Genomic DNA, 21,606 nt, shown 5'->3' with positions numbered 1-21,606 from the left:
AGGCCTCGCATTCCACGGGAATGCGGGGCCTTTGTCGTTTCGGCTTTTTGCGCCTTGTCGTTTTTATCGCATAAGGCGCGTGGAAATGGCGCAAACCGTGGAGCGGATATTGCCCTTGCCATGCGAGGACGTTAAACACCGTGCCACCCACCCTTAAGGAGCCTCGAGGATGAGCCAGTCTTCCGCCACCGAAGTTTTCTTCACGCGTTCCCTTGCCGATACCGATCCGGATATTTTCGGCTCCATCGAGAAGGAACTCGGTCGCCAGCGCCATGAAATCGAGCTGATCGCCTCCGAGAACATCGTTTCGCGCGCCGTGCTCGAGGCCCAGGGCTCGATCATGACGAACAAGTATGCCGAGGGTTATCCGGGCAAGCGCTATTATGGCGGCTGCCAGTTCGTCGACATCGCCGAAGAACTCGCCATCGAGCGCGCGAAAAAGCTGTTCGGCGTCGACTTCGCCAACGTCCAGCCGAACTCCGGTTCGCAGATGAACCAGGCTGTCTTCCTCGCGCTGCTGCAGCCGGGCGACACCTTCATGGGCCTCGACCTCAATTCGGGCGGCCACCTGACGCACGGTTCGCCGGTCAACATGTCCGGCAAATGGTTCAACGTCGTGTCCTACGGCGTGCGTGAAGGCGACCACCTTCTCGACATGGACGACGTTGCCGAAAAGGCGCGCAAGAACAAGCCGAAGCTCATCATCGCCGGCGGCACCGCCTATTCCCGTATCTGGGACTGGAAGCGTTTCCGCGAGATCGCCGATGAAGTCGGCGCCTACCTCATGGTCGACATGGCGCACATTGCCGGCCTCGTTGCCGGTGGCCAGCATCCGTCGCCGTTCCCGCATTGCCATGTTGCGACGACCACGACTCACAAGTCGCTGCGCGGCCCGCGCGGTGGTGTCGTTCTGACGAACGATGCGGATATCGCAAAGAAGATCAATTCGGCCGTCTTCCCGGGTCTCCAGGGCGGCCCGCTGATGCACATCATCGCCGCCAAGGCCGTTGCCTTCGGCGAAGCGCTGCAGCCGGAATTCCAGGACTACGCCGCGCAGGTCGTCAAGAACGCCAAGACGCTGGCCGAGACGCTGAAGGCCGGCGGCCTCGACATCGTTTCGGGCGGTACCGACAACCACCTGATGCTGGTCGACCTTCGCAAGAAGAACGCCACCGGCAAGCGGGCGGAAGCAGCACTCGGCCGCGCCTACGTCACCTGCAACAAGAACGGCATCCCGTTCGACCCTGAAAAGCCGTTCGTCACCTCCGGTGTCCGTCTCGGCACCCCGGCCGGCACGACCCGTGGCTTCAAGGAAGCGGAATTCACGGAAATCGGCAACCTGATCGTCGAAGTCCTCGACGGCCTGAAGGTCGCCAATTCCGATGAGGGCAATGCAGCGGTCGAGGCGGCCGTGCGGGAAAAGGTCGTCGCGCTGACGGGCCGTTTCCCGATGTACCCTTACATGTAAGGAACGAGAATGCGCTGCCCCTATTGTGGTTCGGAAGATTCGCAGGTGAAGGATTCCCGTCCGGCAGAGGACGGGGCCGCCATTCGCCGCAGGCGCATCTGCCCGGATTGCGGCGGTCGGTTCACGACCTTCGAACGGGTGCAGCTGCGCGAGCTGATGGTTGCCAAGAAGACGGGCCGCAAGGCCCCCTTCGACCGCAACAAGCTCGTGAAATCCTTCGAGATCGCGCTTCGCAAGCGGCCCGTCGACCGGGACCGCATCGAACGCGCGGTCTCGGGCATCGTCCGGCGCCTCGAAAGCTCCGGCGAGACGGAAATCTCGTCCGAAGAAATCGGCCTCCAGGTGCTCGAAGCCCTGAAAGCTCTCGATGACGTGGGCTTCGTGCGCTACGCCTCGGTCTACCGCGACTTTTCCCATGTCGACGATTTCGAGAAGATCCTCTCAGAAGTTGCCGCCAAGATCGCCCGGGATCCGGGCGCGGACGGCTAGATGTCCGGCCTGGCCGAAGACGAACGCTTCATGGCAGCGGCGATCCGCCTCTGCCGCCGCAATCTCGGGCTTACGTCCACCAATCCCTCCGTCGCCTGCTTGATCGTCAAGGACGGCGTGGTTCTCGGCTCGGCCGTCACGGCACCGGGTGGTCGGCCGCATGCGGAAACACAGGCGCTCGCCGAAGCGGGCGAAGCGGCTAGGGATGCTACCGCCTATGTCACACTCGAACCCTGCTCGCATCACGGCAAGACACCGCCCTGCGCCGATGCGCTGATTGCCTCCGGCGTGGCGCGCGTCGTCGTCTCGGTGACGGACCCGGATGAGCGGGTGGCGGGCAGGGGGCTTTCGATGCTGCGGGATGCCGGCATCGCGGTCGAGACGGGCGTGCTGGAGGCGGAAGGCCGCGCGGCACTCGCGGCGTACTTGAATCGCCAGACGAAGAAGCAGCCTTATGTAACTCTGAAACTTGCCGTTTCTGCCGATGGCATGCTCGGCCGGCTGGGGGCAGGGCAGGTGGCCATCACCGGTCCCGTTTCGCGCGGACAGGTGCATGTGCTGCGCGCCGAGACAGATGCCATCCTGATCGGCATCGGCACGGCACTTGCCGACGATCCCGAACTGACCTGCCGCCTGCCGGGGCTGGAAGCGCGCTCGCCGGTTCGCATCGTGCTCGATCCGCGCCTGGAACTGCCGCCGGCATCAAAACTCGCCGGGACGGCGCGTGCGGTGCCGGTCATCGTGGTGACGGCGAAGGAGAGCATGGATGACCCGGCTCTCGCTCTTCGCCGCGAGGCACTGGAGGCGCTCGGCGTCGAGGTGCTGATCTGCGACCCGCGCCGGCTCGATGCGCTGTTGACCGCACTCGCCACGCGCGGCATTTCCTCGTTGCTGGTCGAAGGTGGCGCACGGGCGGCGCGGTCTTTCCTCGACGCGGGCCTGGTCGATCGCGTCCTGCTGTTCAACGGCACCGGCACCATTGGCAAAGACGGCGTCGCATCCCCATTTGTGTCCGGGCGGATGCCGGACGGCTTTTCGCTCTGCCACACGGCCCGCTATGGTGCGGATGTTTTGCAAGATTACGAAAGAGACGAGTGATGTTTACCGGCATTGTCACGGATATCGGAACGGTCGAGAAGGTCGAACCCATGAACGAAGGCGTTCGCCTTCGCGTGCGTACCAATTATGACCCGGCCACCATCGACATGGGGGCGTCGATTGCCCATTCCGGCACCTGCCTCACCGTCACCGCGCTTCCAGAAGAGGGGGCGAATGCCCGCTGGTTCGAGGTCGAAGCCTGGGAAGAGGCGCTGCGGCTGACGACGATCGCCGGCTGGAAGGCCGGCACCAAGATCAATCTGGAACGCTCGCTCAAGATCGGCGACGAACTCGGCGGCCACATCGTCTCCGGCCATGTCGATGGCAAGGCGGAAATTCTCTCGGTCGAAGCCGAGGGTGATGCCACGCGCTACCGCATCCGCGCGCCGGAAGGCTTGGAGCGCTTCGTCGCGCCCAAGGGCTCCATCGCGCTGGACGGCACCTCGCTCACCGTCAACGCGGTCGATGGCGCGGTCTTCGACGTACTGCTCATCCGCCACACGCTGGAAGTGACCACCTGGGGCGAGCGCAAGGCGGGTGACTTCGTCAACTTCGAGGTCGACACCATGGCGCGCTATGCAGCGCGGCTTGCGGAGTTTCCCGCACCCAAGGCGTGACGTCGGCGTGACAGTCGCCGGCGTTGTCGCGGAGCGGGACAAGCGTCGATAAAAAACCAACGGTTGCGGTAACGATATCGATACCTCTCCCTCCCTAGGGTGCGCGCATCGGATCGCTGGAGACCGTTGCCGCATGGCGCCTCACTACCACACTCTTTTGCTGGCGATCGGCCTTGCAGGCTTCTGCCTGTCGGCGACGCTGTTTGCTTCGTGGATGTCGGCGCGGGTCGAACGTTTTCTCCTGTCCTGGTCGATCGGCATCGGCTTCATCGTGCCGGCCGTCATCGTCTATAGCGTCTATGTCGAGCGCCCGACCGTCGCGGTCGCTTGCCTCGCTTTCGTGCTGCAGTTCCTGGGATTCGCCTTCATCTATGGCGCCGCTTACAGGTTCCGCTCCGGCAAGAGCGGGCGCCAGCGCATCGCTGTTGTGGTCCTCGCCTGCTCGGCCATTGCACTGCCGCTGCTGGCCGCAGGTTATGACGGCCTCGGCTTCATCGCGCTCAATCTGCTGCTGGCCGGCTGCCTCGCTGCAACGGCACGCGAATACTGGCAGGGCCGTGCGGAAGCGCCGCTGCCGCTGACCGGCATCGTCATGCTCTACCTGCTGACGGCTGTTTCATTCCTGCTTTGCGCCGGCGTGCTGATCCATGACGGGCAGTGGGTGATGGGGCACGCACCGGAAAACTGGGCGGAAAATCTCAACCTGATTGCCGCGATCATCGGCATTACCGGCATCGGCGCCATGTCGCTCGCCCTCAACCAATGGCGTGTGGCCGGCAACCACCAGCGTGCCGCCATGACCGACGCATTGACAGGCCTCCTGAACCGTCGCGCCCTCTTCGACACCTATGGCGGGGAGCCGGTCAGGACGCACACCGCGGCCATCGCCTTCGACCTCGACAGTTTCAAGTCGGTCAACGACCGCCACGGCCATGCCGCGGGTGACGCTGTGCTGAAAGCTTTCGCCGATGTCCTGCGCGATGTTTGCGGCGCGGGCGCTTGCGTCGCCCGTCTCGGGGGCGAGGAGTTCATCGTCGTGCTCGACCGCACTGTGCCGGATCGCGCCCAGCACATCGCCGAACGCGTCCGTATGGATTTTGCAGCAAAGCTCATCCCAATCGGTGGCCGCTCCATCACCTGCACCGTCAGCGCCGGCATCGCCTTGGGCGGTGAGGACTGTGTGAACTTCGATTCCCTGCTGAGCAATGCCGACAAGGCGCTCTACATATCCAAGCGGAACGGCCGGAACCGCGTCTCGCTGGCGGCCTGACCGGCCCTACGCGCCGGGTTCGCCCTCCCAGTAGTCGATCTCTTCGCCCATTCGCCGCATGGCGCTGTACTCCGTCCTGCCGCCTGTCGCGATCCGTGTCTTGGCAAGGAGCTTGCCGGAATCTGGATATTCGCAGATTTCCGTGGCCGCCATCGAGGAGATCGAGAGATATTTGAGCGGGACCGTACCGGTGTTGATGATCTGATGCGCGGTTTCCGTGCCGCCGGCCGGTGCGCCCAGCACATCGCCGGGTCCGACGAGATACCGCTCAGAGCCAAAGCGGTAGGTGCCATGGCCCTCCAGGATGACGAAAAGCTCATCTTCGACGTGATGATTGTGGAAGGGACAGCCGGATTTTCCCGGCGGCACCTCGCCATAACCGATGCCGAGGTCCTTGAGGCCGAGACGGGCGCCAAAGGATGTGTCGCGGGATTCGTAGAGCGTGCCTTGGCTCCAGTGTTCGAGTTCCAATCCGGCAATGCTGACGACCGGGGATTGCTGTTCACTCATGTCGGTTTCCTCCTACCGGGAATTGACATATCGTTCTTATTTTGTTCCGATATGTCAATCCTGTTTCAGGCGGTGGGCCTTTGCCGGGGGCCGAAATCGCCGCACGGGGCGGAAAATGCTTGCCAAGCACCGTCGGGCGTGGTTTGACCGCCGCCTCTGCCCGCAGATGCGTGGCTTGCTTCCAATTTTCAGGTGATTTATGGCCAACACCGATAATCCCCATCTCCTCATCGTTGAAGCCCGCTTCTACGACGACATGGCCGATGCGATGCTCGACGGCGCCAAACATGCGCTCGACGCCGCCGGTGCCACCTATGATATCGTGACCGTCATGGGCGCGCTCGAAATCCCCGCGGCCGTCGCCATGGCGCTCGACGGTGCGGAAAACGGCGGCACCTGGTATGACGGTTTCGTCGCACTCGGCATGGTCATCCGGGGCGAGACCTATCATTTCGACATCGTCGCCAACGAATCCAGCCGCGCGTTGATGGACCTCGCCGTCAGCGAGAGCCTGCCGATCGGCAACGGCATCCTGACCGTCGAGAACGACGCGCAGGCGTGGGCGCGCGCGCGCCGCTCCGAAGGCGACAAGGGCGGTTTTGCCGCCCGCGCGGCACTCACCATGATCGAGCTGAAGAAGAAACTGGGCGGCGAACAGTGACGACGGACAAGGACCAGCAGCCGGTAAAGCCGGCCAACCAGCGCGGCGCGGCGCGGCTTGCGGCCGTGCAGGCGCTCTACCAGATGGACGTCGGCGGCGCTGGCGTGCTTGAGGTCGTGGCGGAGTACGAGGCGCACCGCCTTGGCCAGGAACTCGACGGCGACACCTATCTCAAGGCGGACGCCTCGTGGTTCCGCTCGATCGTTTCGGGGGTCGTGCGCGATCAGCGCCTGCTCGACCCGATGATCGGCGCAGCCCTTCAGGATGACTGGGCGCTTTCGCGGGTTGATTCCACCGTGCGCGCCATCCTGCGCGCCGGCACGTTCGAGCTGAAGGAACGCAAGGACGTGCCGATCGCCGTGATCGTCACGGAATATGTCGAGATCGCCAAGGCGTTCTTCGAAGACGAGGAACCGAAGCTGGTGAACGCGGTGCTCGACCGTATCGCCAAGCAGGTCCGGACGGATATCCGCAAGTAGATTGGTAGAATGGCATGAGCACGGGCACGGTCGAAGGTCTTGAACGGGAACTTTCGGCCGCGCGCCGCAACGTGTTCCTACTGACATTTGCGCAGGCCTTGCTTGCCTCGGCCGGCCCCATTGCCTTCTCGATCGGTGGTCTTGCCGGCTACAACCTGCTCGGCGAGGACAAATCCCTTGCCACCGCCCCGCTGACCGGCTTCAACATCGGTATCGCGCTTGGCGCGGTTCTGGTCGCCATCGCGGCGCGCCTGCTCGGCCGAACCCATGGTTTCATTGTCGGCGCGCTGCTGGGGGCCTCGGGGGGGCTTATCGCAGCCATCGCGCTTTTCCGCGGCGATTTCTGGCTCTTTGCCTTCGGCTTCGTGTTCATCGGCATATCGGGTGGTTTTGCGCAAAAAATCCGCTTTGCGGCCGCCGATGCGTCGCCCTCGTTCTACAAGCCGCGTGCCATTTCCTGGATTCTGGCCGGCGGCGTGATTTCGGCCGTGCTCGGCCCGCAAGTGGTCATCTTCACCAAGGATCTGTTCGAGCCGGTGCTGTTTGCCGGCGCCTTCGTGGCGCTGCTGCCGCTCTGCCTTGCTGCCATCCCGCTCTTCCTGTTCCTGCGCCTGCCCGATCACAAGGCCGCGGGAACCGCGAGCGGCCAGGCCGCGCGGCCGCTGAAGGAAATCGTGCTGACCCAGCGTTTCCTGACGGGTATGTTTTGCGGCATTTCCTCCTACGCGCTGATGACCTTCATGATGACCGGCGCACCGCTCGCCATGGTCATCGGCTGCGGCTTCTCGCCGGAACTCGCGACGCTCGGTATTCAGTGGCATGTGCTTGCAATGTTTGCGCCGAGCTTCTTCACCGGCATCCTGATCCAGCGTTTCGGTACGGAAAAGGTGGTAGCTGCCGGCCTCATCATTCTTATGGCCTGCGCGGGTGTTGCCCATGCCGGCATCGAGCTCTGGAACTTCTGGGGTGCGCTGATCCTGCTCGGCCTTGGATGGAACCTCGGTTTCATCGGGGCCACTGCCATTGTCGCCTCCAGCTACCGGCCGCACGAGGCCGACAAGGTGCAGGGTTTTCACGATATCGTGCTCTTCGGTGCGGTGGCGCTCGCCTCCTTCTCCTCCGGCAAGGTGTTCAACGCCTATGGCTGGCAGGCGATCAACCTGATGTTCTGGCCGATCACCGGTGTGAGCCTCATCCTCGTTCTCCTTCTCATTTTGCGCACCCGCCGCGCCACGGCCTGAGCACCTCCAACGGTCGACGCCGAAAAATCCAGCGCTCAGCACGGCTTGCCGCAGTGCGGCGGCTTGACGCAGCCGATTCGCAAACGCACTCTGGCCCCGCGCCGGCCCCCGCCTTGTGAGGAGGCAAACGGGAGCGGGCGCGTATTCGGCTGCGGGGAGAGGACCCCGTGGTCTTCAAGGAGGACAGAGCGAAATGACCATATTGCTGGGCGTTATCGCATGCGGGTTGCTCTCGGTGGTTTATGCCATCTGGGCGACGAGGTCGGTGCTTGCCGCCGATCAGGGGAATGCCCGCATGCAGGAAATTGCAGGTTATATCCGGGAAGGGGCGCAGGCCTATCTCACCCGGCAGTACAAGACCATTGCCATTGTCGGGGTCGTCGTCTTCGTCGGCACCTGGCTTCTGCTTTCCGCAACGGCTGCCATCGGCTTCCTGATCGGCGCCGTGCTTTCTGGCGCCGCCGGCTTCATCGGCATGCACGTCTCCGTCCGCGCCAATGTGCGCACGGCGCAGGCCGCGTCCGTCAGCCTGTCCTCCGGCCTCGACATCGCCTTCAAGTCGGGCGCGATTACCGGCATGCTGGTTGCCGGTCTCGCGCTGCTGGGCGTTTCGATCTACTACGGCTATCTCACCGGCGTTCTCGGCCTGGATCCTGCCTCGCGCGAGGTCATTGATTCGCTCGTCGCGCTCGGCTTCGGCGCTTCGCTGATTTCCATCTTCGCCCGTCTCGGCGGCGGTATCTTCACCAAGGGTGCGGATGTCGGCGGCGATCTGGTCGGCAAGGTCGAAGCCGGCATTCCGGAAGACGACCCGCGCAACCCGGCAACCATTGCGGACAATGTGGGCGACAATGTCGGCGACTGCGCCGGCATGGCCGCCGACCTGTTCGAGACCTATGCGGTGACCGTCGTCGCCACCATGGTTCTTGCCGCGATCTTCTTTGCCGGCACGCCGGTTCTTGCGAGCACCATGATCTATCCGCTGGCCATCTGCGGCGCCTGCATCATCACCTCGATCATCGGCACTTTCTTCGTGAAGCTCGGCTCGAACGGCTCGATCATGGGCGCCCTCTACAGGGGCCTGATCGTCACCGGCGCTTTGTCGATCCTCGGACTTGGGGCTGCAACCTCGCTCACGGTCGGATGGGGCCCCATCGGCATCGTGGCAGGCAAGGAGATCACCGGTACGAACCTGTTCATCTGCGGCCTGCTCGGCCTCGTGGTGACGGCGCTTATCGTGGTGATCACCGAGTACTACACGGGCACCAACAAGCGCCCGGTAAACTCGATCGCCCAGGCCTCCGTCACCGGCCACGGCACGAACGTCATCCAGGGCCTTGCCGTTTCGCTGGAATCGACGGCGCTGCCGGCGATTGTCATCGTCGGCGGCATCATCGCGACTTACCAGCTTGCCGGTCTGTTCGGTACCGGTATTGCCGTCACCGGCATGCTCGGCATTGCCGGCATGATCGTCGCGCTCGACGCCTTCGGCCCGGTCACCGACAATGCCGGCGGCATCGCCGAGATGTCGCACCTGCCGCCGGAAGTGCGCAAGTCAACCGACGCGCTCGACGCCGTCGGCAACACGACCAAGGCCGTCACCAAGGGCTATGCGATCGGTTCGGCCGGTCTCGGCGCGCTGGTGCTGTTCGCCGCCTATTCGAACGACCTTGCCTACTTCGCGGCAAATGGCGACAAATATCCGTACTTTGCGGATATGGGGCCGGTCTCCTTCGACCTCTCCAACCCCTATGTCGTCGCCGGCCTCATCTTCGGCGGCCTCATCCCGTATCTCTTCGGAGGCATCGCAATGACGGCCGTCGGCCGTGCGGCAGGGGCCATCGTGGAAGAAGTGCGCCGGCAGTTCCGCGAAAAACCCGGCATCATGGCGGGCACGGAGCGCCCGGACTACGGGCGTGCCGTCGACCTGCTCACCAAGGCGGCGATCCGTGAAATGATCGTGCCGTCGCTGCTGCCGGTCCTGGCGCCGCTCGTCGTCTATTTCGGCGTGCTGCTGATTTCCGGCTCCAAGGCCTCGGCCTTTGCGGCGCTCGGTGCGTCGCTGCTCGGCGTCATCGTCAACGGCCTCTTCGTGGCGATTTCCATGACCTCCGGTGGCGGTGCGTGGGATAATGCCAAGAAGAGCTTTGAAGACGGCTTCGTCGACAAGGACGGCCAGCGTCACATGAAGGGCTCCGACGCTCACAAGGCGTCCGTCACCGGCGACACCGTCGGCGATCCCTACAAGGACACGGCGGGCCCGGCGGTGAATCCGGCGATCAAGATCACCAACATCGTGGCGCTCTTGTTGCTCGCCGTTCTCGCCTGATCGGAAGACCGGCAAAAAGAAACCGCGGGGATCGCTCCCCGCGGTTTTTTTATTAGGATTATTTGGATCGACCTACCGCGGATTGTTGCCGAAAACATTCTGCAGCGCCGATCCGGGATTGGCGCCGCCGCCGCGCAGCAGCTGTCCGAGGAAGGTGAGCTCCTTGCCGCCGGTCGGCGTGACGCGGTTAATCATGTCGAAGACCCTGCCGTCCTTCAGCGTATAATGCGCAAGACGTTCGACCACGCCGTCCTTGTCGAAATAGACGGCGAGCACGCTCTGTTCGATGAGCTTCGGTTTCATGAAGGCTGCGGAGCGCTTGCGCGTCTGCGAGACGTAGTAGAAGACCTCGTTGTCGAAGGTCGCGGTTGCGGACGGCGAGCCGAGGGAAAGCAGAACCTGTTCGCGCGACGAGCCGACGGGGGCGAGGGCCAGTGTTTCCTGGTCGACGACATAACCCTGGTGCAGAATTTCGCTCGGGCCCTGGCAGGCGGCGAGAACAGACGCGGAGAGGGTGACGGCAACGGCGGCGTTACGCAACAGTTTCATGTTCAGGGCATCTCTCTTCAACGACATCCACAGGACTGTGATGGCCGCGCAGCCATTGCAATTCATGCCTGCTTCGGTAAACCAGCTTCGACCGTCATGCAACATGACTTGCGACGGCACCATGGTTTGAATCGGGCAAAACTAGGCTTTATGATGATTTTCGGCCTGTTCGGCAAAAAAAACGGCAACCGGCGTATCGTCGAAAAGCAGTATGCTACGCTCACAACGGCGGCGCGGCGTCCCTATCTCTATGAAGTGCTTGATGTTCCTGACACGGTGATGGGCCGTTTCGAGATGCTCTCGGCGATTTTGATCCTCTACTTCCGGCGCACCCGCAAAAGCGACACGTCGGGTCAGGAGATCGCCCAGGAGATCGTCGACGCCTTCTTCGAAGACGTCGACCATTCGATTCGCGAGCTTGGCGTGGGCGATGTCGGCGTGCCGAAGCGCATGAAGAAATTCGCAGGCATGTTCTACGGCCGGCTCGAATCCTATGCGGCGGCGCTCGATTCCGCTGATCGGGAAGCCTTGGCTGCGGCATTGCGGCGCAATATCTATCCGGAGGGGGGCGAGGCTGCCCCAACCATGGATGGGCTTGCCGGCTATATCTTTGCGGCCGAGGCAGCACTGATCGCCGCCAACGAGGATGACATCAGGATCGGCGCGCTCACCATAGCGGAACCCGATCGCGAAGGACGCGCTGCCTGAGGGCAGGGAAGGCAAGACGATGAAAAACGATGACGACATTCCGTTCTCCTACGCGGTCAAGGTGGGGCGCATTTCGGCCAATCCGGTCGAGGTGACGATCAGCGCCGACGCAGAGGAACGGTCAGGGCTGGCAAAGCTTTGGTCCGTGCTGGAGGTGAAGGCGCTTTCCGCGACATTCACGGTGCAGCGCTGGAAACGCGACGGCGTGCGCCTCAGGGGCCGCGTCACGGCGGATATCGTGCAGGCCTGCGTCGTCACGCTGGACCCGGTCGCCGCCCATATCGACGAGCCGGTCGAGGTCGTCTTCGTGCCGGAGGGCTCGAAACTCGCCCGGCCTGTGGTTGCGACGGAGAGCGGCGAAATGCTGCTTGACCCCGAAGGTCCCGATGCGCCGGAAATCTTCACCGGCGATACGATCGATGCCGGCGTGGTCGCGGCCGAACATGTGGCACTCGCCATCGATCCCTATTCGCGCAGGGCCGATGTCGCCTTTTCGGGTCATATTGAGAGCACGGACGAGGACGACAAAAAACCGTCGCCTTTTGCCGTTCTGAAGGACTGGAAAAAAGACTGAACCGGCTCGCAAGCGTCGGATAATTCAGTTGTGCACCCCGCGAAAAGCGGTATTTTGGCCGAATTCGGCCACGGTGGCTTCTCCGCCGCTGGAAAACAAGAATTAAGGCAAGACACGCGTGGTCAGAATTTCCATCGATGTCATGGGAGGCGATTTCGGTCCGAAAGTCGCTATCCCTGGCGCAGCCAAGGCTCTCGAGCGCCATCCCGACATCCGCTTCGTGCTTTTCGGCAATGCCGCCGAATGCGAGCCGATTCTGGCGCAACACCCGAAACTGAAGGCTGCAAGCACCTTCCATCATTGCGACGTCGCCGTCGCCATGGACGAAAAGCCGAGCCAGGCGCTGCGCCGCGGCCGTGGCAAGTCGTCCATGTGGCAGGCGATCGACGCGGTGGCGAAGAACAACGCCGACGTGGCCGTTTCGGCTGGCAATACCGGCGCGCTGATGGCGATGTCGAAGTTCTGCCTGCGCATGATGGCCAATATCGAGCGCCCGGCGATCGCCGGCATCTGGCCGACCCTGAAGGGGGAGAGCATCGTGCTCGATATCGGTGCGACGATCGGCGCCGATGCCAACCAGCTCTTCGATTTTGCGCTGATGGGCGGCGCGATGGCACGCGCGCTGTTCGAGATCGACAAGCCGACGCTCGGCCTGCTGAATGTCGGCGTCGAGGAAATCAAGGGCCAGGAAGAGGTCAAGGCCGCCGGCCAGCTCATCCGCGAGGCCAATTTCGACACGATTGACTATTATGGCTTCGTCGAAGGCGACGATATCGGTCGCGGTACGGTGGACGTCGTGGTCACGGAAGGTTTTGCCGGCAACATTGCGCTCAAGGCGGCCGAGGGCACGGCGCGGCAGATCGCGGAATATCTGCGCGCCGCCATGACACGCACCTGGCTTGCCAAACTCGGCTACATTCTCGCCAAGAGCGCGTTCGACCGGGTGCGCGAAAAGATGGATCCGCGCAAGGTGAACGGTGGGGTGTTCCTCGGTCTCAACGGCATTGTCATCAAGAGCCATGGCGGCACGGATGCCGAAGGGTTCGCGGCCGCGGTGGATGTCGGTTACGACATGGTCCGCAACGGCCTCAAGGAAAAGATCGAAAGCGATTTGCAAAAATATCATGCCGGCCGCCCCGTCGAGGGCGCCGTACAAGGCATGACTGACGAGGTATAGAATGATCCGATCAGTGGTCCGCGGTTTCGGAACGGCGCTTCCGAAGCGGGTACTCACCAATGCCGAACTCGAAAGCATGGTCGACACGTCCGATGAGTGGATCGTGCAGCGGACCGGCATCCGCCAGCGCTACATCGCCGGCGAGGGTGAAACGACCGCCTCGCTGGGCGAGGCTGCGGCACGCGCCGCGCTCGACAAGGCCGGCCTGACGGCCGACGACATCGACCTGATCATCGTTGCGACCTCGACACCGGACAACACGTTCCCGGCGACCGCCGTCAACATCCAGAACCGTCTCGGCATGCATCACGGCTTTGCCTTCGACGTGCAGGCCGTGTGTTCGGGCTTCGTCTATGCGGTGACGACGGCGGATACCTATATCCGTGGCGGTCTCGCCAAACGTGTCCTCGTCATCGGTGCGGAAACCTTCTCGCGCATCCTCGACTGGACGGACCGCACGACCTGCGTGCTGTTCGGTGATGGCGCGGGTGCTATCGTGCTGGAAGCCCAGGAAGGGACTGGCACCGTTGCGGACCGCGGCGTGCTGACGACGCAGCTTCGTTCCGACGGCGCGCATCGCGAAAAACTCTATGTCGATGGCGGCCCGTCTACGACGGGTACGGTCGGTCATTTGCGCATGGAGGGCCGCGAGGTCTTCAAGCATGCGGTGGGCATGATCACCGACGTGGTCGTCTCCGCCTTCGATGCGACCGGCTTCACCGCCGAAGACATCGACTGGCTGGTGCCACACCAGGCCAACAAGCGCATTATCGACGGTTCGGCCAAGAAACTCGGCATTCCGCTCGAAAAGGTCGTCGTGACCGTCGATCTGCACGGCAACACCTCTGCCGCCTCCATCCCGCTCGCGCTGGCCACTGCGGCGCGTGACGGGCGAATCAAGGAAGGCGATATCGTTCTGCTGGAAGCCATGGGTGGCGGCTTCACCTGGGGCGCGGTCCTTCTGCGCTGGTAGAACCTCTTCGTTTGAACGCTTCTTGCGAGATGGCTTGTTCGGCGCCCGCATCGGAATATGCGGGCTCCCGTCTCGCTGTCCTTGTGGGGCAGTTTCTGGCGGAGTGAGTGGGGAACGGTTAGGGTTGGCCCTCAGGGCCGCTTGACCGCGCGGGGGAAGGGCAATAGTCTCCCACCACTTAACCATGCGCTTTCAATAAGAAATTGGTGAGGGACGATGAGCGGGAAGACGGTGACACGCGCAGATTTGGCCGAATCGGTTTTCCGGAAGGTCGGCCTTTCCAGGACCGAATCCGCAGAGCTTGTCGAAACCGTCATTGACGAGATCTGCAATGCCATCGTCCGGGGCGAGAGCGTCAAGCTTTCTTCCTTCGCCACCTTCCAGGTGCGCGACAAGAACGAACGCATCGGCCGCAATCCGAAGACCGGCGAGGAAGTACCGATCTCGCCGCGCCGCGTGATGACCTTCAAGGCATCGAACGTATTGAAGCAGCGGGTGCTGAAGTCGCATCTCTCGCGCAAGGCGAAACAGAAGCCGGCTTCGCCCGCTTCCTGAGCGATTTTCACATCATTGTCGCTCCATCAGCAATTTGAAACTTGAATATCGTCCGACAACTCGCTGAAATGAATACGAATCGGTGGCGTTTATCGTATGCTGCCGTCGTGAGCTTTCATCGAGGATAGAATGGACAAGAGTCCGGACGCTTTCCGTACCATCAGCGAAGTCGCAGACGATCTCGACCTGCCGCAGCACGTGCTGCGCTTCTGGGAGACGCGCTTCGTCCAGATCAAGCCGATGAAACGTGGCGGCGGGCGCCGCTATTACCGCCCGGAAGACGTGGATCTCCTGAAGGGCATCCGCCATCTGCTCTATGACCATGGTTATACGATCAAGGGCGTGCAGAAGCTGTTGAAGGTCAACGGCAACAAGTTTGTCGCGGCGATCGCGAGCGGAGACCTCGCCACGGTGGAGGCGCTTGCCGCTGCAAACCATGAGGATCCGACGCCGCCCAAGGCAGGCAGCGATGACGACCAGATCGTCGGCCGCGCCAAGGCCCCGGCCAGCCGCCGCTTCTTCTCCTTCGTCGGTGGTACTGACGATCCGCCGGAAATCTCGATCGGCAAGACCAGCGTCGGCAAGGAAGATCGCGCACTGCTTCAGGAAGCGCTCTATGATCTTCTGGAGTGCAAGCGCCTGCTCGACCAGGTGCGTTGAGCCAACCGACGGGTGGCTGTAGAGGGCGGGGCCATGCCTTGTGCCACCCATAGCAGGTCGCTAGCCCGCTTCCGGTGTCGTCTGTGAGTGCAGGAAGCGCATCGGCCTTTGCTCTCCTGCGGAAAGAAGGCTTTCTCTTCGCGCATACCCTTCCCATCAGTCGCGTTGCGGCATGGGTTCCCAGCCTCGCACGAAGCCGTGTCCCATCGCCGCTCGGGTCAGGTCGAGTTGACGCCGGAGGTGGGCGCAGTCGGCCAGCAGCGTCGCGATCGTCGCCTGTGCATCTCCGTCATGCCAGGCAAGGGCGGCGCGTACGGCATCCCCCTGATCGTCTGCCGGCCCAGCCGGCGCTTCGTACTCGGGAAGCGGTCGCACGTCAGCATTCTCCTGTGGGGACACAGTCGTCTCTGAGAGTAAGGAACAAGGAAATCCGTTTGGATTCGTTCTTATTATGTTCCGTTTTGGCGAGGAGTCAACAGTGCGCTGGTGGCCGCAAAACAAGAAAAAGCCCCGCACGGTGGCGGGGCAAACAGGCGTCACGCTTGGCTCTCCGTGACGCGGGGGAGTGCTCGCAAATGACAAGCGAGCGAAGCAACTCTACGACTTTCGTCTAATGCCGGGGAAGGTCTGAATCGGCGATTCCGGTACGGTTGTGAAAAGAAAATGACGGGCAGTGGACATGCGGGTAGCAGCTCAAGAGCATGTCATTGAACTAAAACCAATAGCAGCCGAGACGTGGCGCTCGAAACTCGCGAGCGTTGGGCTTGATGTTACCGGGCTTGCCCCAAGTCCCTTGGTGTGAACCTTCAGGGGGTCTTCTAACGGAAAAATTGCGGAACAGATTTTGTTAACGATTGTCAAATAGCGCGTTTACAATTGGTTGCATTCGATGAGAGACTCTCATATGCGGTGTAATATTTCATCGGTTATTAATAAGTATTGCCGAAAGTCAGCCGTGGAGTACCGTCTGAGTTGCAACCAGCAATCGATTAAGCGGGGATAACTGACATGGCAATCAAGCATCTTCCCAAGGTGAAACCGGGATTCACGCAGGGCTCGGAAGCGGACGAAACAGTCGCCTACATCAGACAGATGCTGAAGGAACTCCATAAGGCCGCGGCGGACGTCGATTGGTATCTCGCCTACTTGACTGAAATGGCCTTGTTGGACGCGGGCGATATTCTGGCAGGGCTGCGGCCTATGAAAAGGGACCGGGGATAGGCCTGAGGTCGCCAGTTACTCCGACAACCGTCGCGAGTGGGTCGCGGCTTCCAAGCCCGTGTCCTGATTTTCTCGGGATGTCTGCGAGTGTTCTAAAGCGTCAACCGTCGCCATATGCTGGTGGAACGCACGCAGGCCTTCCTGACCATCGCCGCCTTGAAGCGCCGCGACGCGCACCACTCTCATAGCCATTCGCATTTGGGCTTCATGCTTGCTACGGTGAGGCATCTGGGTACCGTCTTGTCACAGATTAAGGCTCCCTAACGTTGGGTTAGATTCTAAATTTAGTCAAGTATGTTTACTTATCAATCAATCTTGATGATCACGCAGTCTATCGGCAGCAACCAATCTCTCAGCGGTCTGTCGGGGAGCCGGTTGACTGCGTTCACTGGCCCTTCCCAAACCAACCGCTCGTTGCTCTTTGCTGAAAAACACTCGAGGAGCACTTGGTGGGACCTTTGGTGGGGCTTTTGGTTCCGACTCTCTCATTTCGGCTCCTTTTGTTCCTTTTTTGCGATTGCCGTGATTTTCCCCCTTGCATCGAAAACCTTGAGACTATAGGGGTTTCGGCGGTCCGGAATGTAGCGCAGCCCGGTAGCGCACTTGACTGGGGGTCAAGGGGTCGTGGGTTCGAATCCCGCCATTCCGACCAATTTTTCCTCACTGTTACAAGCGTATTCGCAAGTCCCCTCGGAACTTTGTGGGCGTTTCCGCGTTTCCCTGCCGCCGGTCTTTTGCCGGTGTGTCAGGAGCTTGAGGAGACGCGCATGGAAGACGCAGGTATCGGCTGGATCGCAGCCATCATTGTCGGCGGGATTGCCGGCTGGCTCGCCGAGATGTTCATGAAGAGCAATATGGGCGTGCTGATGAACATCGTTCTCGGCATTGTCGGCGCGGCCGTGGCCAATCTTCTGCTCGGGCTGATCGGTGTTTCGCTCGGAGGCTGGATCGGTTATCTGGTCGCGGGCTTTATCGGTGCCTGCATACTGATCGCCCTGGCGCGCGCGATCAGGCGCTAAAACAACTATCAGGCTTCAGGGCCGCGTCAGGCGACCAGGCCGCGGTAGATCGCTTCCGTTTCGCCGATCATGCGTTCCAGGCTGTAGTCACCGCTGCGGGCGCGGGCGGCGGCCGTGTGGCGGGCGAGGCGATCGGGGTCGCTGAGGCGGATCATGGCGTCGGCGAGGCGTTTTGGATCGTCGTCGTTTTCGACGAGCACGCCATTGATGCCATCCTTCAGCACCATGGAGGCGCCACCGACGTCGGTCAGCACCATCGGTTTTCCGGCCGCCGCAGCCTCCAGCATGACATAGGACATGGCCTCGTAGCGGCTCGGCATGACGAGCACGTCGATCGCCGCCATGGCTTGCGGGCCGCTGAAGCGTGTCGTGAGGTGGATGCGGTCTGCGTGTCCGCTGGCCGAGATCTGGCGGTTGACGGCGTCCTGCATCTCGCCGGTACCGATCATCACGAGATGGGCGTTCGGGACCCGTTCAGCCACGCGCTGGAAGGCCGCGAGCAGCCGCTCGGGCGCCTTCTGGTGGCAGAGCCGGCCGACAAAGCCATAGAGCAGGGCATCGGCCGGGATGGCGAGTGCTGCACGCACTGTTGCGCGCGAATCCGACGGCGGTGTTTCGACGCCATTGACGACGATCGACAGCTTGTTGCGCGGCATGCCGAGCGCCCGGGCATGGGCGTATTCATCGGCGGAGACGCAAATCAGGCGTTCGGTAAACCCGCGGGCGAGCAGCTTTTCGATTGCGCCATAAATCTTGTGGCCGAGCGCGCCGAGACCGGGATCCATCGTGCGGAAGGCGTGTGGGGTGTACACGCGGGGCACATGGTGGCCGGGAAGGCGCAGGCGGGAAAGGGCGCCAGCCTTGGAACTATGCCCGTGAATGACATCGAAGGGACCCGCCTTGCGGATGACCGCGCGCAGCGCATGCCAGGCGGGCAGGTCCGACGGGCCGGGCGAACGGGCCATGGCGACGATGTGCACGCCTGCCAGATCCAGCGACGTCAGTTCTTCGACGAAACGACTTTCCGCGCGCACCGGCGAGTAGACGGCGTGCACTTCGTGGCCCCGCGCCTTCATGCCCTGGCAAAGATCGATGAAATGCCGGCCCGAGCCGCCGCCGCTCGGTTCCAGCACCTGAAGAAGACGCATTCGTCGTGGGTTCTTTTCCGGGGAGGGGGTCATGATGGGGTGCGGCCCGATGCGGTCTGCCGGTTGTGGCGCCGTTCGAGCGCGATGCAGCCCCAGACGATCCCCAGCAAGAGATAGAAATGGCGCCAATGATCCGTATCGATGACGAAGCCGATCGCGGTATGGCCGACAAGCATGATGAAGGAGATCATCAGGAAGGGCTGCCAGGTCCGATTGCGCAGCAGCGCCTTGAAACCGGCGAGGAGCGTCCAGATGATGAGGGCGAAGTAGCAGGCAAAGCCGAGCCAGCCATAGCTGGTCAGCGATTTCAGCCAGATATTGTGCTCGTCTTCCGGGAAGATCGTGCTGAACACCATGGGGCCGATGCCGAACGGTTTTTCCATGGCCATCAGGAAGCCGATGCGGTGGCGCTCGAAGCGGCCGAGATGCCCACCGTCATATTCCTGCACCAGCTGAGTTCGGCTGGAGAACAGATCGGCCACCTTGTCGAATTGCAGCGCGATGATCAGCGCGACGATCAACAGGGCGGCGGCCGACAGGCTGAGCACGAGGATTTTCAGCCGGAACGCGCCCGTGCGCTCCTTGAGCAGCATGACGAAGACGAGTGCCACCACCGAAAACAGATAGAGCGCCCAGGCGGCGCGCGAGAAGGACAGGAACAGGCCGAGCGCCAGGATGAGCACACCGATGACCTTCAGCGGGGCGCCGAGAATGCGGCCGGCAAGCAGCCCGTGCATCAGGTAGAGCGAGGGGGCGACGAGGAACGGGCCGAAGACGTTCGGATCCTGGAAGGCGCCCTTGGCGCGGTCATAGAGCGTGAAGGCCTCGGCGCCCGGAAAGGCGTGGAAGTAGCCGAGGATGCCGAGGATGGAGGTGATGAGGGCGCTCGCCACCCAGGCGCGGAAGATCAGTTCGAGCCGTGCGGGCTTGGCCTCGATGATGGCGGCGAAGAACACGCTGGAGAGTGCCAGGAACAGCGAGACGGCGATGTACATCGGGCCGACGGAGAAGTCGTCGAGCACGGTGAGCGACAGCATGCCGCCGACGTTGAAGAGCACGAGCAGGATCAGCAGTGGCGCGATGCCCCGCGAGATGCGCAGGCCGATGATTGCCCAGAGGCCGATGAGGCCAGCCATGAAGACTTCGTAAGGTGCTGGCTCGCTGATGACGAAGCCCGACAGGAAGACACCGACGGCCACGAGCATGGAACCGATAATGCCAACGGCCGCAAGACGCGGCCGGAATGGCGGAGCATAGGGGAGAGCCGCGTCGCTCAATACGCGTTTTCCGTATTGAGCAGGCGGAAGGGCGTCAGGAACAGGATTTTCAGATCCAGCCAGAGCGACCAGTTCTCGATGTAGTAGAGATCGAATTCGGTGCGGAAGCGGATCTTGTCGTCGTGGTCGATCTCGCCGCGCCAGCCATTGATCTGCGCCCAGCCGGTGACGCCGGGCTTGACGCGATGGCGGGCGAAGTAGCCCTCGACGACGTCGACATATTTGCGGTCGTGCGACTGGGCCTGGATGGCGTGCGGGCGAGGGCCGACGAGGGAAAGCTCGCCCTTCAGCACGTTGAAGAGCTGCGGCAGTTCGTCGATCGAGGACTTGCGCAGGAAGCGACCGACGGGGGTGACGCGCGGGTCGCCCTTCGTCACCGCGGCCTTGGCCGTCGGGTCGGACATGTTGGTGAACATCGAGCGGAACTTGTAGACCTCGATGACCTCGTTGTTGAAGCCGTGGCGCTTCTGCTTGAAGATGATCGGGCCGGCCGAGGTGAACTTTACCGCAATGGCGGCGCCGATCAGCACCGGCCAGAGCAGCACGAGCGCGAGGACGCTGAAGAAGATGTCGAAGATGCGCTTGGCGACATTGTCCCAGTCGGCGATCGGCTTGTCGAAGATATCGAGCATCGGCAGGCTGCCGATCTGCGAATAGCTGCGCGGCCGGAAGCGCAGGCCCTTGGCGTGCGCGGCAAGGCGAATATCGACCGGCAGCACCCAGAGCTTCTTGAGGAGCGACAGGATGCGCGCCTCCGCCGACAGCGGCAGCGAGATGATGAGCATGTCGATGCGGGCAAGCCGGGCGAATTCGACGAGTTCGGCGACCGTGCCGAGCTTCGGATAGCCGGCGACGATCGAGGGCGAACGGCGTTCGTCGCGATCATCGAAGATGCCACAGATGCGGATATCGTTTTCCGGCTGCTGCTCGAGCGTGCGGATGAGTTCCTTTGCCGGCTCGCCGCCGCCGACGATGACGGCGCGCCGCTCCATCGTGCCGTTGCGGGCCCAGCGGCGGATCGAGTAGGCGATTACCTGACGCTCGATGACGAGGTAGACCGCGCCGGTGGCAAACCAGGACGCAAACCAGACGCGGGAATATTCCTCGCCGGATTTGAAGAAGAACACGACGAGCGCCATCGCGCCGAAGGCGATCGCCCAGGCCGCAAGGATTCTCGGCGTCATGCGCCAGGGCGACCGCAGGGCCGGCACCTGATAGGCATCGGCAAGCTGAAGCAGCAGGACGCCCATCGCCGCGCCGCCGACAAGCACCGACAGGTAGAACACGGTCACGCTCATGCCGGGCGTGCTGACATAGAGGAGATGAATGCCGTAGCCGATCGCCAGCAGCGCCACGAATTCGAAAAGGCGCAGCAGCCCGATGATCATGCTCGGGGAATAGGTATCGGCGCGGAACTGCTGCGCGATCTTCTGGGCAAGCGGGTTGAGGTCGACCGTCTTGCCGCCGTCGTATTCTTCCGACGGCGAACCGGCTGTGATCGTACGGATCTCGGAAGCTTTTCGTCTCAGAGCTTCAGGATCGAAGGAGTCGGGCTTGTCGACATGGTTCATGGCACGCACCTG

Annotated in this window: 23 protein-coding genes and 1 tRNA gene; 18 read left to right on the top strand and 6 right to left on the bottom strand. The window is 62.5% G+C overall.

Annotated features, from left to right (window positions below; all coding sequences use genetic code 11):
* Nucleotides 1–169 precede the first annotated feature (169 nt).
* From glyA to BSY16_RS08130, 5 genes are all read left to right on the top strand, one after another.
* Complete coding sequence (gene glyA / locus BSY16_RS08150) at nt 170–1,468, top strand: serine hydroxymethyltransferase (RefSeq protein WP_069059190.1); 1,299 nt, start codon at nt 170–172, stop codon at nt 1,466–1,468.
* Nucleotides 1,469–1,477: 9 nt separating this feature from the next.
* Nucleotides 1,478–1,957: a transcriptional regulator NrdR gene (nrdR, locus tag BSY16_RS08145; protein WP_069059189.1), complete on the top strand. Its 480-nt coding sequence runs from the start codon at nt 1,478–1,480 to the stop codon at nt 1,955–1,957.
* Nucleotides 1,958–3,055, top strand: a complete 1,098-nt coding sequence (gene ribD / locus BSY16_RS08140) for a bifunctional diaminohydroxyphosphoribosylaminopyrimidine deaminase/5-amino-6-(5-phosphoribosylamino)uracil reductase RibD (protein WP_069059188.1) — start codon at nt 1,958–1,960, stop codon at nt 3,053–3,055.
* Nucleotides 3,055–3,672 carry a riboflavin synthase gene (locus tag BSY16_RS08135; RefSeq protein ID WP_069059187.1) on the top strand — a complete coding sequence of 206 codons (618 nt, stop codon included), beginning with the start codon at nt 3,055–3,057 and terminating at the stop codon, nt 3,670–3,672. Before ribD ends, BSY16_RS08135 begins: the two co-directional genes overlap by 1 nt.
* 133 nt (nt 3,673–3,805) lie before the next feature.
* Complete coding sequence (locus BSY16_RS08130) at nt 3,806–4,942, top strand: GGDEF domain-containing protein (RefSeq protein ID WP_069059186.1); 1,137 nt, start codon at nt 3,806–3,808, stop codon at nt 4,940–4,942.
* A 6-nt stretch (nt 4,943–4,948) separates the two neighbouring features.
* Here BSY16_RS08130 and BSY16_RS08125 read toward each other — a convergent pair whose 3' ends face one another.
* Nucleotides 4,949–5,452 (bottom strand): cupin domain-containing protein, encoded by a 504-nt coding sequence (locus BSY16_RS08125; RefSeq protein ID WP_069059185.1) that lies wholly within the window; start codon nt 5,450–5,452, stop codon nt 4,949–4,951.
* 199 nt (nt 5,453–5,651) lie between these two features.
* On the opposite strand from BSY16_RS08125, the gene ribH reads away from it, so the two are divergent.
* The 4 genes from ribH to BSY16_RS08105 all read left to right on the top strand — a co-directional run bounded on the left by ribH (nt 5,652) and on the right by BSY16_RS08105 (nt 10,162).
* Nucleotides 5,652–6,113, top strand: a complete 462-nt coding sequence (gene ribH / locus BSY16_RS08120; RefSeq protein WP_069059184.1) for a 6,7-dimethyl-8-ribityllumazine synthase — start codon at nt 5,652–5,654, stop codon at nt 6,111–6,113.
* Nucleotides 6,110–6,592, top strand: a complete 483-nt coding sequence (gene nusB, locus BSY16_RS08115) for a transcription antitermination factor NusB (RefSeq protein WP_069059183.1) — start codon at nt 6,110–6,112, stop codon at nt 6,590–6,592. The genes ribH and nusB overlap by 4 nt, the downstream gene beginning before the upstream one ends.
* Before the next feature lie 14 nt (nt 6,593–6,606).
* The gene (locus tag BSY16_RS08110) at nt 6,607–7,833 is read left to right on the top strand and encodes an MFS transporter (protein ID WP_069059182.1); all 1,227 of its coding nucleotides are present in this window, start codon (nt 6,607–6,609) and stop codon (nt 7,831–7,833) included.
* 193 nt (nt 7,834–8,026) lie between these two features.
* Nucleotides 8,027–10,162, top strand: coding sequence for a sodium-translocating pyrophosphatase (locus tag BSY16_RS08105; RefSeq protein ID WP_069059181.1), 2,136 nt, complete (start codon nt 8,027–8,029; stop codon nt 10,160–10,162).
* A 72-nt stretch (nt 10,163–10,234) separates the two neighbouring features.
* Here the strand turns inward: BSY16_RS08105 and BSY16_RS08100 are convergent, their stop codons facing one another.
* Nucleotides 10,235–10,738 (bottom strand): outer membrane protein assembly factor BamE, encoded by a 504-nt coding sequence (locus tag BSY16_RS08100; RefSeq protein ID WP_069061442.1) that lies wholly within the window; start codon nt 10,736–10,738, stop codon nt 10,235–10,237.
* A gap of 126 nt (nt 10,739–10,864) precedes the next feature.
* Between BSY16_RS08100 and BSY16_RS08095 the strand changes: the two genes are divergently transcribed.
* The 6 genes from BSY16_RS08095 (at nt 10,865) to BSY16_RS08070 (ending at nt 15,358) form a co-directional block, all read left to right on the top strand.
* Entirely contained in the window at nt 10,865–11,419 is a 555-nt protein-coding gene (locus tag BSY16_RS08095) for a ubiquinol-cytochrome C chaperone family protein (protein ID WP_069061441.1), read from the top strand.
* A gap of 19 nt (nt 11,420–11,438) precedes the next feature.
* Nucleotides 11,439–11,993 (top strand): YceD family protein, encoded by a 555-nt coding sequence (locus BSY16_RS08090; protein WP_069059180.1) that lies wholly within the window; start codon nt 11,439–11,441, stop codon nt 11,991–11,993.
* Nucleotides 11,994–12,111: 118 nt separating this feature from the next.
* On the top strand, nt 12,112–13,170 hold the full coding sequence (plsX, locus tag BSY16_RS08085) for a phosphate acyltransferase PlsX (protein WP_069059179.1): 1,059 nt from the start codon (nt 12,112–12,114) through the stop codon (nt 13,168–13,170).
* A 1-nt stretch (nt 13,171) separates the two neighbouring features.
* A complete protein-coding gene (locus tag BSY16_RS08080) occupies nt 13,172–14,143 on the top strand; it encodes a beta-ketoacyl-ACP synthase III (RefSeq protein ID WP_069059178.1) in 972 nt (323 codons plus the stop codon).
* Nucleotides 14,144–14,359: 216 nt separating this feature from the next.
* Nucleotides 14,360–14,698 (top strand): integration host factor subunit alpha, encoded by a 339-nt coding sequence (locus BSY16_RS08075; protein WP_023513396.1) that lies wholly within the window; start codon nt 14,360–14,362, stop codon nt 14,696–14,698.
* A 129-nt stretch (nt 14,699–14,827) separates the two neighbouring features.
* A complete protein-coding gene (locus tag BSY16_RS08070; RefSeq protein WP_069059177.1) occupies nt 14,828–15,358 on the top strand; it encodes a MerR family transcriptional regulator in 531 nt (176 codons plus the stop codon).
* A gap of 156 nt (nt 15,359–15,514) precedes the next feature.
* Here the strand turns inward: BSY16_RS08070 and BSY16_RS08065 are convergent, their stop codons facing one another.
* Nucleotides 15,515–15,757 carry a hypothetical protein gene (locus tag BSY16_RS08065; protein WP_353652371.1) on the bottom strand — a complete coding sequence of 81 codons (243 nt, stop codon included), beginning with the start codon at nt 15,755–15,757 and terminating at the stop codon, nt 15,515–15,517.
* Nucleotides 15,758–16,366: 609 nt separating this feature from the next.
* Between BSY16_RS08065 and BSY16_RS08060 the strand changes: the two genes are divergently transcribed.
* The 3 genes from BSY16_RS08060 (at nt 16,367) to BSY16_RS08045 (ending at nt 17,598) form a co-directional block, all read left to right on the top strand.
* The gene (locus tag BSY16_RS08060) at nt 16,367–16,579 is read left to right on the top strand and encodes a hypothetical protein (protein ID WP_069059175.1); all 213 of its coding nucleotides are present in this window, start codon (nt 16,367–16,369) and stop codon (nt 16,577–16,579) included.
* Between the two features lie 575 nt (nt 16,580–17,154).
* Nucleotides 17,155–17,231: transfer RNA gene (locus tag BSY16_RS08050), tRNA-Pro, on the top strand.
* Nucleotides 17,232–17,346: 115 nt separating this feature from the next.
* Entirely contained in the window at nt 17,347–17,598 is a 252-nt protein-coding gene (locus BSY16_RS08045; RefSeq protein ID WP_069059173.1) for a GlsB/YeaQ/YmgE family stress response membrane protein, read from the top strand.
* 26 nt (nt 17,599–17,624) lie between these two features.
* Here the strand turns inward: BSY16_RS08045 and BSY16_RS08040 are convergent, their stop codons facing one another.
* The 3 genes from BSY16_RS08040 to BSY16_RS08030 are packed head-to-tail and all read right to left on the bottom strand — an operon-like array spanning nt 17,625 to nt 21,594.
* Nucleotides 17,625–18,746 (bottom strand): glycosyltransferase, encoded by a 1,122-nt coding sequence (locus BSY16_RS08040; RefSeq protein WP_150129900.1) that lies wholly within the window; start codon nt 18,744–18,746, stop codon nt 17,625–17,627.
* Between the two features lie 29 nt (nt 18,747–18,775).
* Complete coding sequence (locus BSY16_RS08035; protein ID WP_069059171.1) at nt 18,776–20,023, bottom strand: O-antigen ligase family protein; 1,248 nt, start codon at nt 20,021–20,023, stop codon at nt 18,776–18,778.
* Nucleotides 20,020–21,594, bottom strand: a complete 1,575-nt coding sequence (locus tag BSY16_RS08030; RefSeq protein WP_069059170.1) for an undecaprenyl-phosphate glucose phosphotransferase — start codon at nt 21,592–21,594, stop codon at nt 20,020–20,022. The genes BSY16_RS08035 and BSY16_RS08030 overlap by 4 nt, the downstream gene beginning before the upstream one ends.
* Nucleotides 21,595–21,606: the final 12 nt, after the last annotated feature.

The organism is Sinorhizobium sp. RAC02 (assembly GCF_001713395.1).
Taxonomy (GTDB): domain Bacteria; phylum Pseudomonadota; class Alphaproteobacteria; order Rhizobiales; family Rhizobiaceae; genus Shinella.
This window is presented reverse-complemented; position numbering and strand designations above follow the sequence as displayed.

Coding starts and splice junctions, on each gene's coding strand:
- BSY16_RS08100 (WP_069061442.1), bottom strand. CDS start 10,738: ATGTCGTTGAAGAGAGATGCCCTGAACATGAAACTGTTGCGTAACGCC.
- BSY16_RS08095 (WP_069061441.1), top strand. CDS start 10,865: ATGATTTTCGGCCTGTTCGGCAAAAAAAACGGCAACCGGCGTATCGTC.
- BSY16_RS08090 (WP_069059180.1), top strand. CDS start 11,439: ATGAAAAACGATGACGACATTCCGTTCTCCTACGCGGTCAAGGTGGGG.
- ribD (WP_069059188.1), top strand. CDS start 1,958: ATGTCCGGCCTGGCCGAAGACGAACGCTTCATGGCAGCGGCGATCCGC.
- BSY16_RS08105 (WP_069059181.1), top strand. CDS start 8,027: ATGACCATATTGCTGGGCGTTATCGCATGCGGGTTGCTCTCGGTGGTT.
- BSY16_RS08125 (WP_069059185.1), bottom strand. CDS start 5,452: ATGAGTGAACAGCAATCCCCGGTCGTCAGCATTGCCGGATTGGAACTC.
- BSY16_RS08110 (WP_069059182.1), top strand. CDS start 6,607: ATGAGCACGGGCACGGTCGAAGGTCTTGAACGGGAACTTTCGGCCGCG.
- ribH (WP_069059184.1), top strand. CDS start 5,652: ATGGCCAACACCGATAATCCCCATCTCCTCATCGTTGAAGCCCGCTTC.
- BSY16_RS08130 (WP_069059186.1), top strand. CDS start 3,806: ATGGCGCCTCACTACCACACTCTTTTGCTGGCGATCGGCCTTGCAGGC.
- BSY16_RS08075 (WP_023513396.1), top strand. CDS start 14,360: ATGAGCGGGAAGACGGTGACACGCGCAGATTTGGCCGAATCGGTTTTC.
- BSY16_RS08045 (WP_069059173.1), top strand. CDS start 17,347: ATGGAAGACGCAGGTATCGGCTGGATCGCAGCCATCATTGTCGGCGGG.
- BSY16_RS08135 (WP_069059187.1), top strand. CDS start 3,055: ATGTTTACCGGCATTGTCACGGATATCGGAACGGTCGAGAAGGTCGAA.
- BSY16_RS08060 (WP_069059175.1), top strand. CDS start 16,367: ATGGCAATCAAGCATCTTCCCAAGGTGAAACCGGGATTCACGCAGGGC.
- BSY16_RS08070 (WP_069059177.1), top strand. CDS start 14,828: ATGGACAAGAGTCCGGACGCTTTCCGTACCATCAGCGAAGTCGCAGAC.
- glyA (WP_069059190.1), top strand. CDS start 170: ATGAGCCAGTCTTCCGCCACCGAAGTTTTCTTCACGCGTTCCCTTGCC.
- nrdR (WP_069059189.1), top strand. CDS start 1,478: ATGCGCTGCCCCTATTGTGGTTCGGAAGATTCGCAGGTGAAGGATTCC.
- BSY16_RS08080 (WP_069059178.1), top strand. CDS start 13,172: ATGATCCGATCAGTGGTCCGCGGTTTCGGAACGGCGCTTCCGAAGCGG.
- BSY16_RS08030 (WP_069059170.1), bottom strand. CDS start 21,594: ATGAACCATGTCGACAAGCCCGACTCCTTCGATCCTGAAGCTCTGAGA.
- BSY16_RS08040 (WP_150129900.1), bottom strand. CDS start 18,746: ATGCGTCTTCTTCAGGTGCTGGAACCGAGCGGCGGCGGCTCGGGCCGG.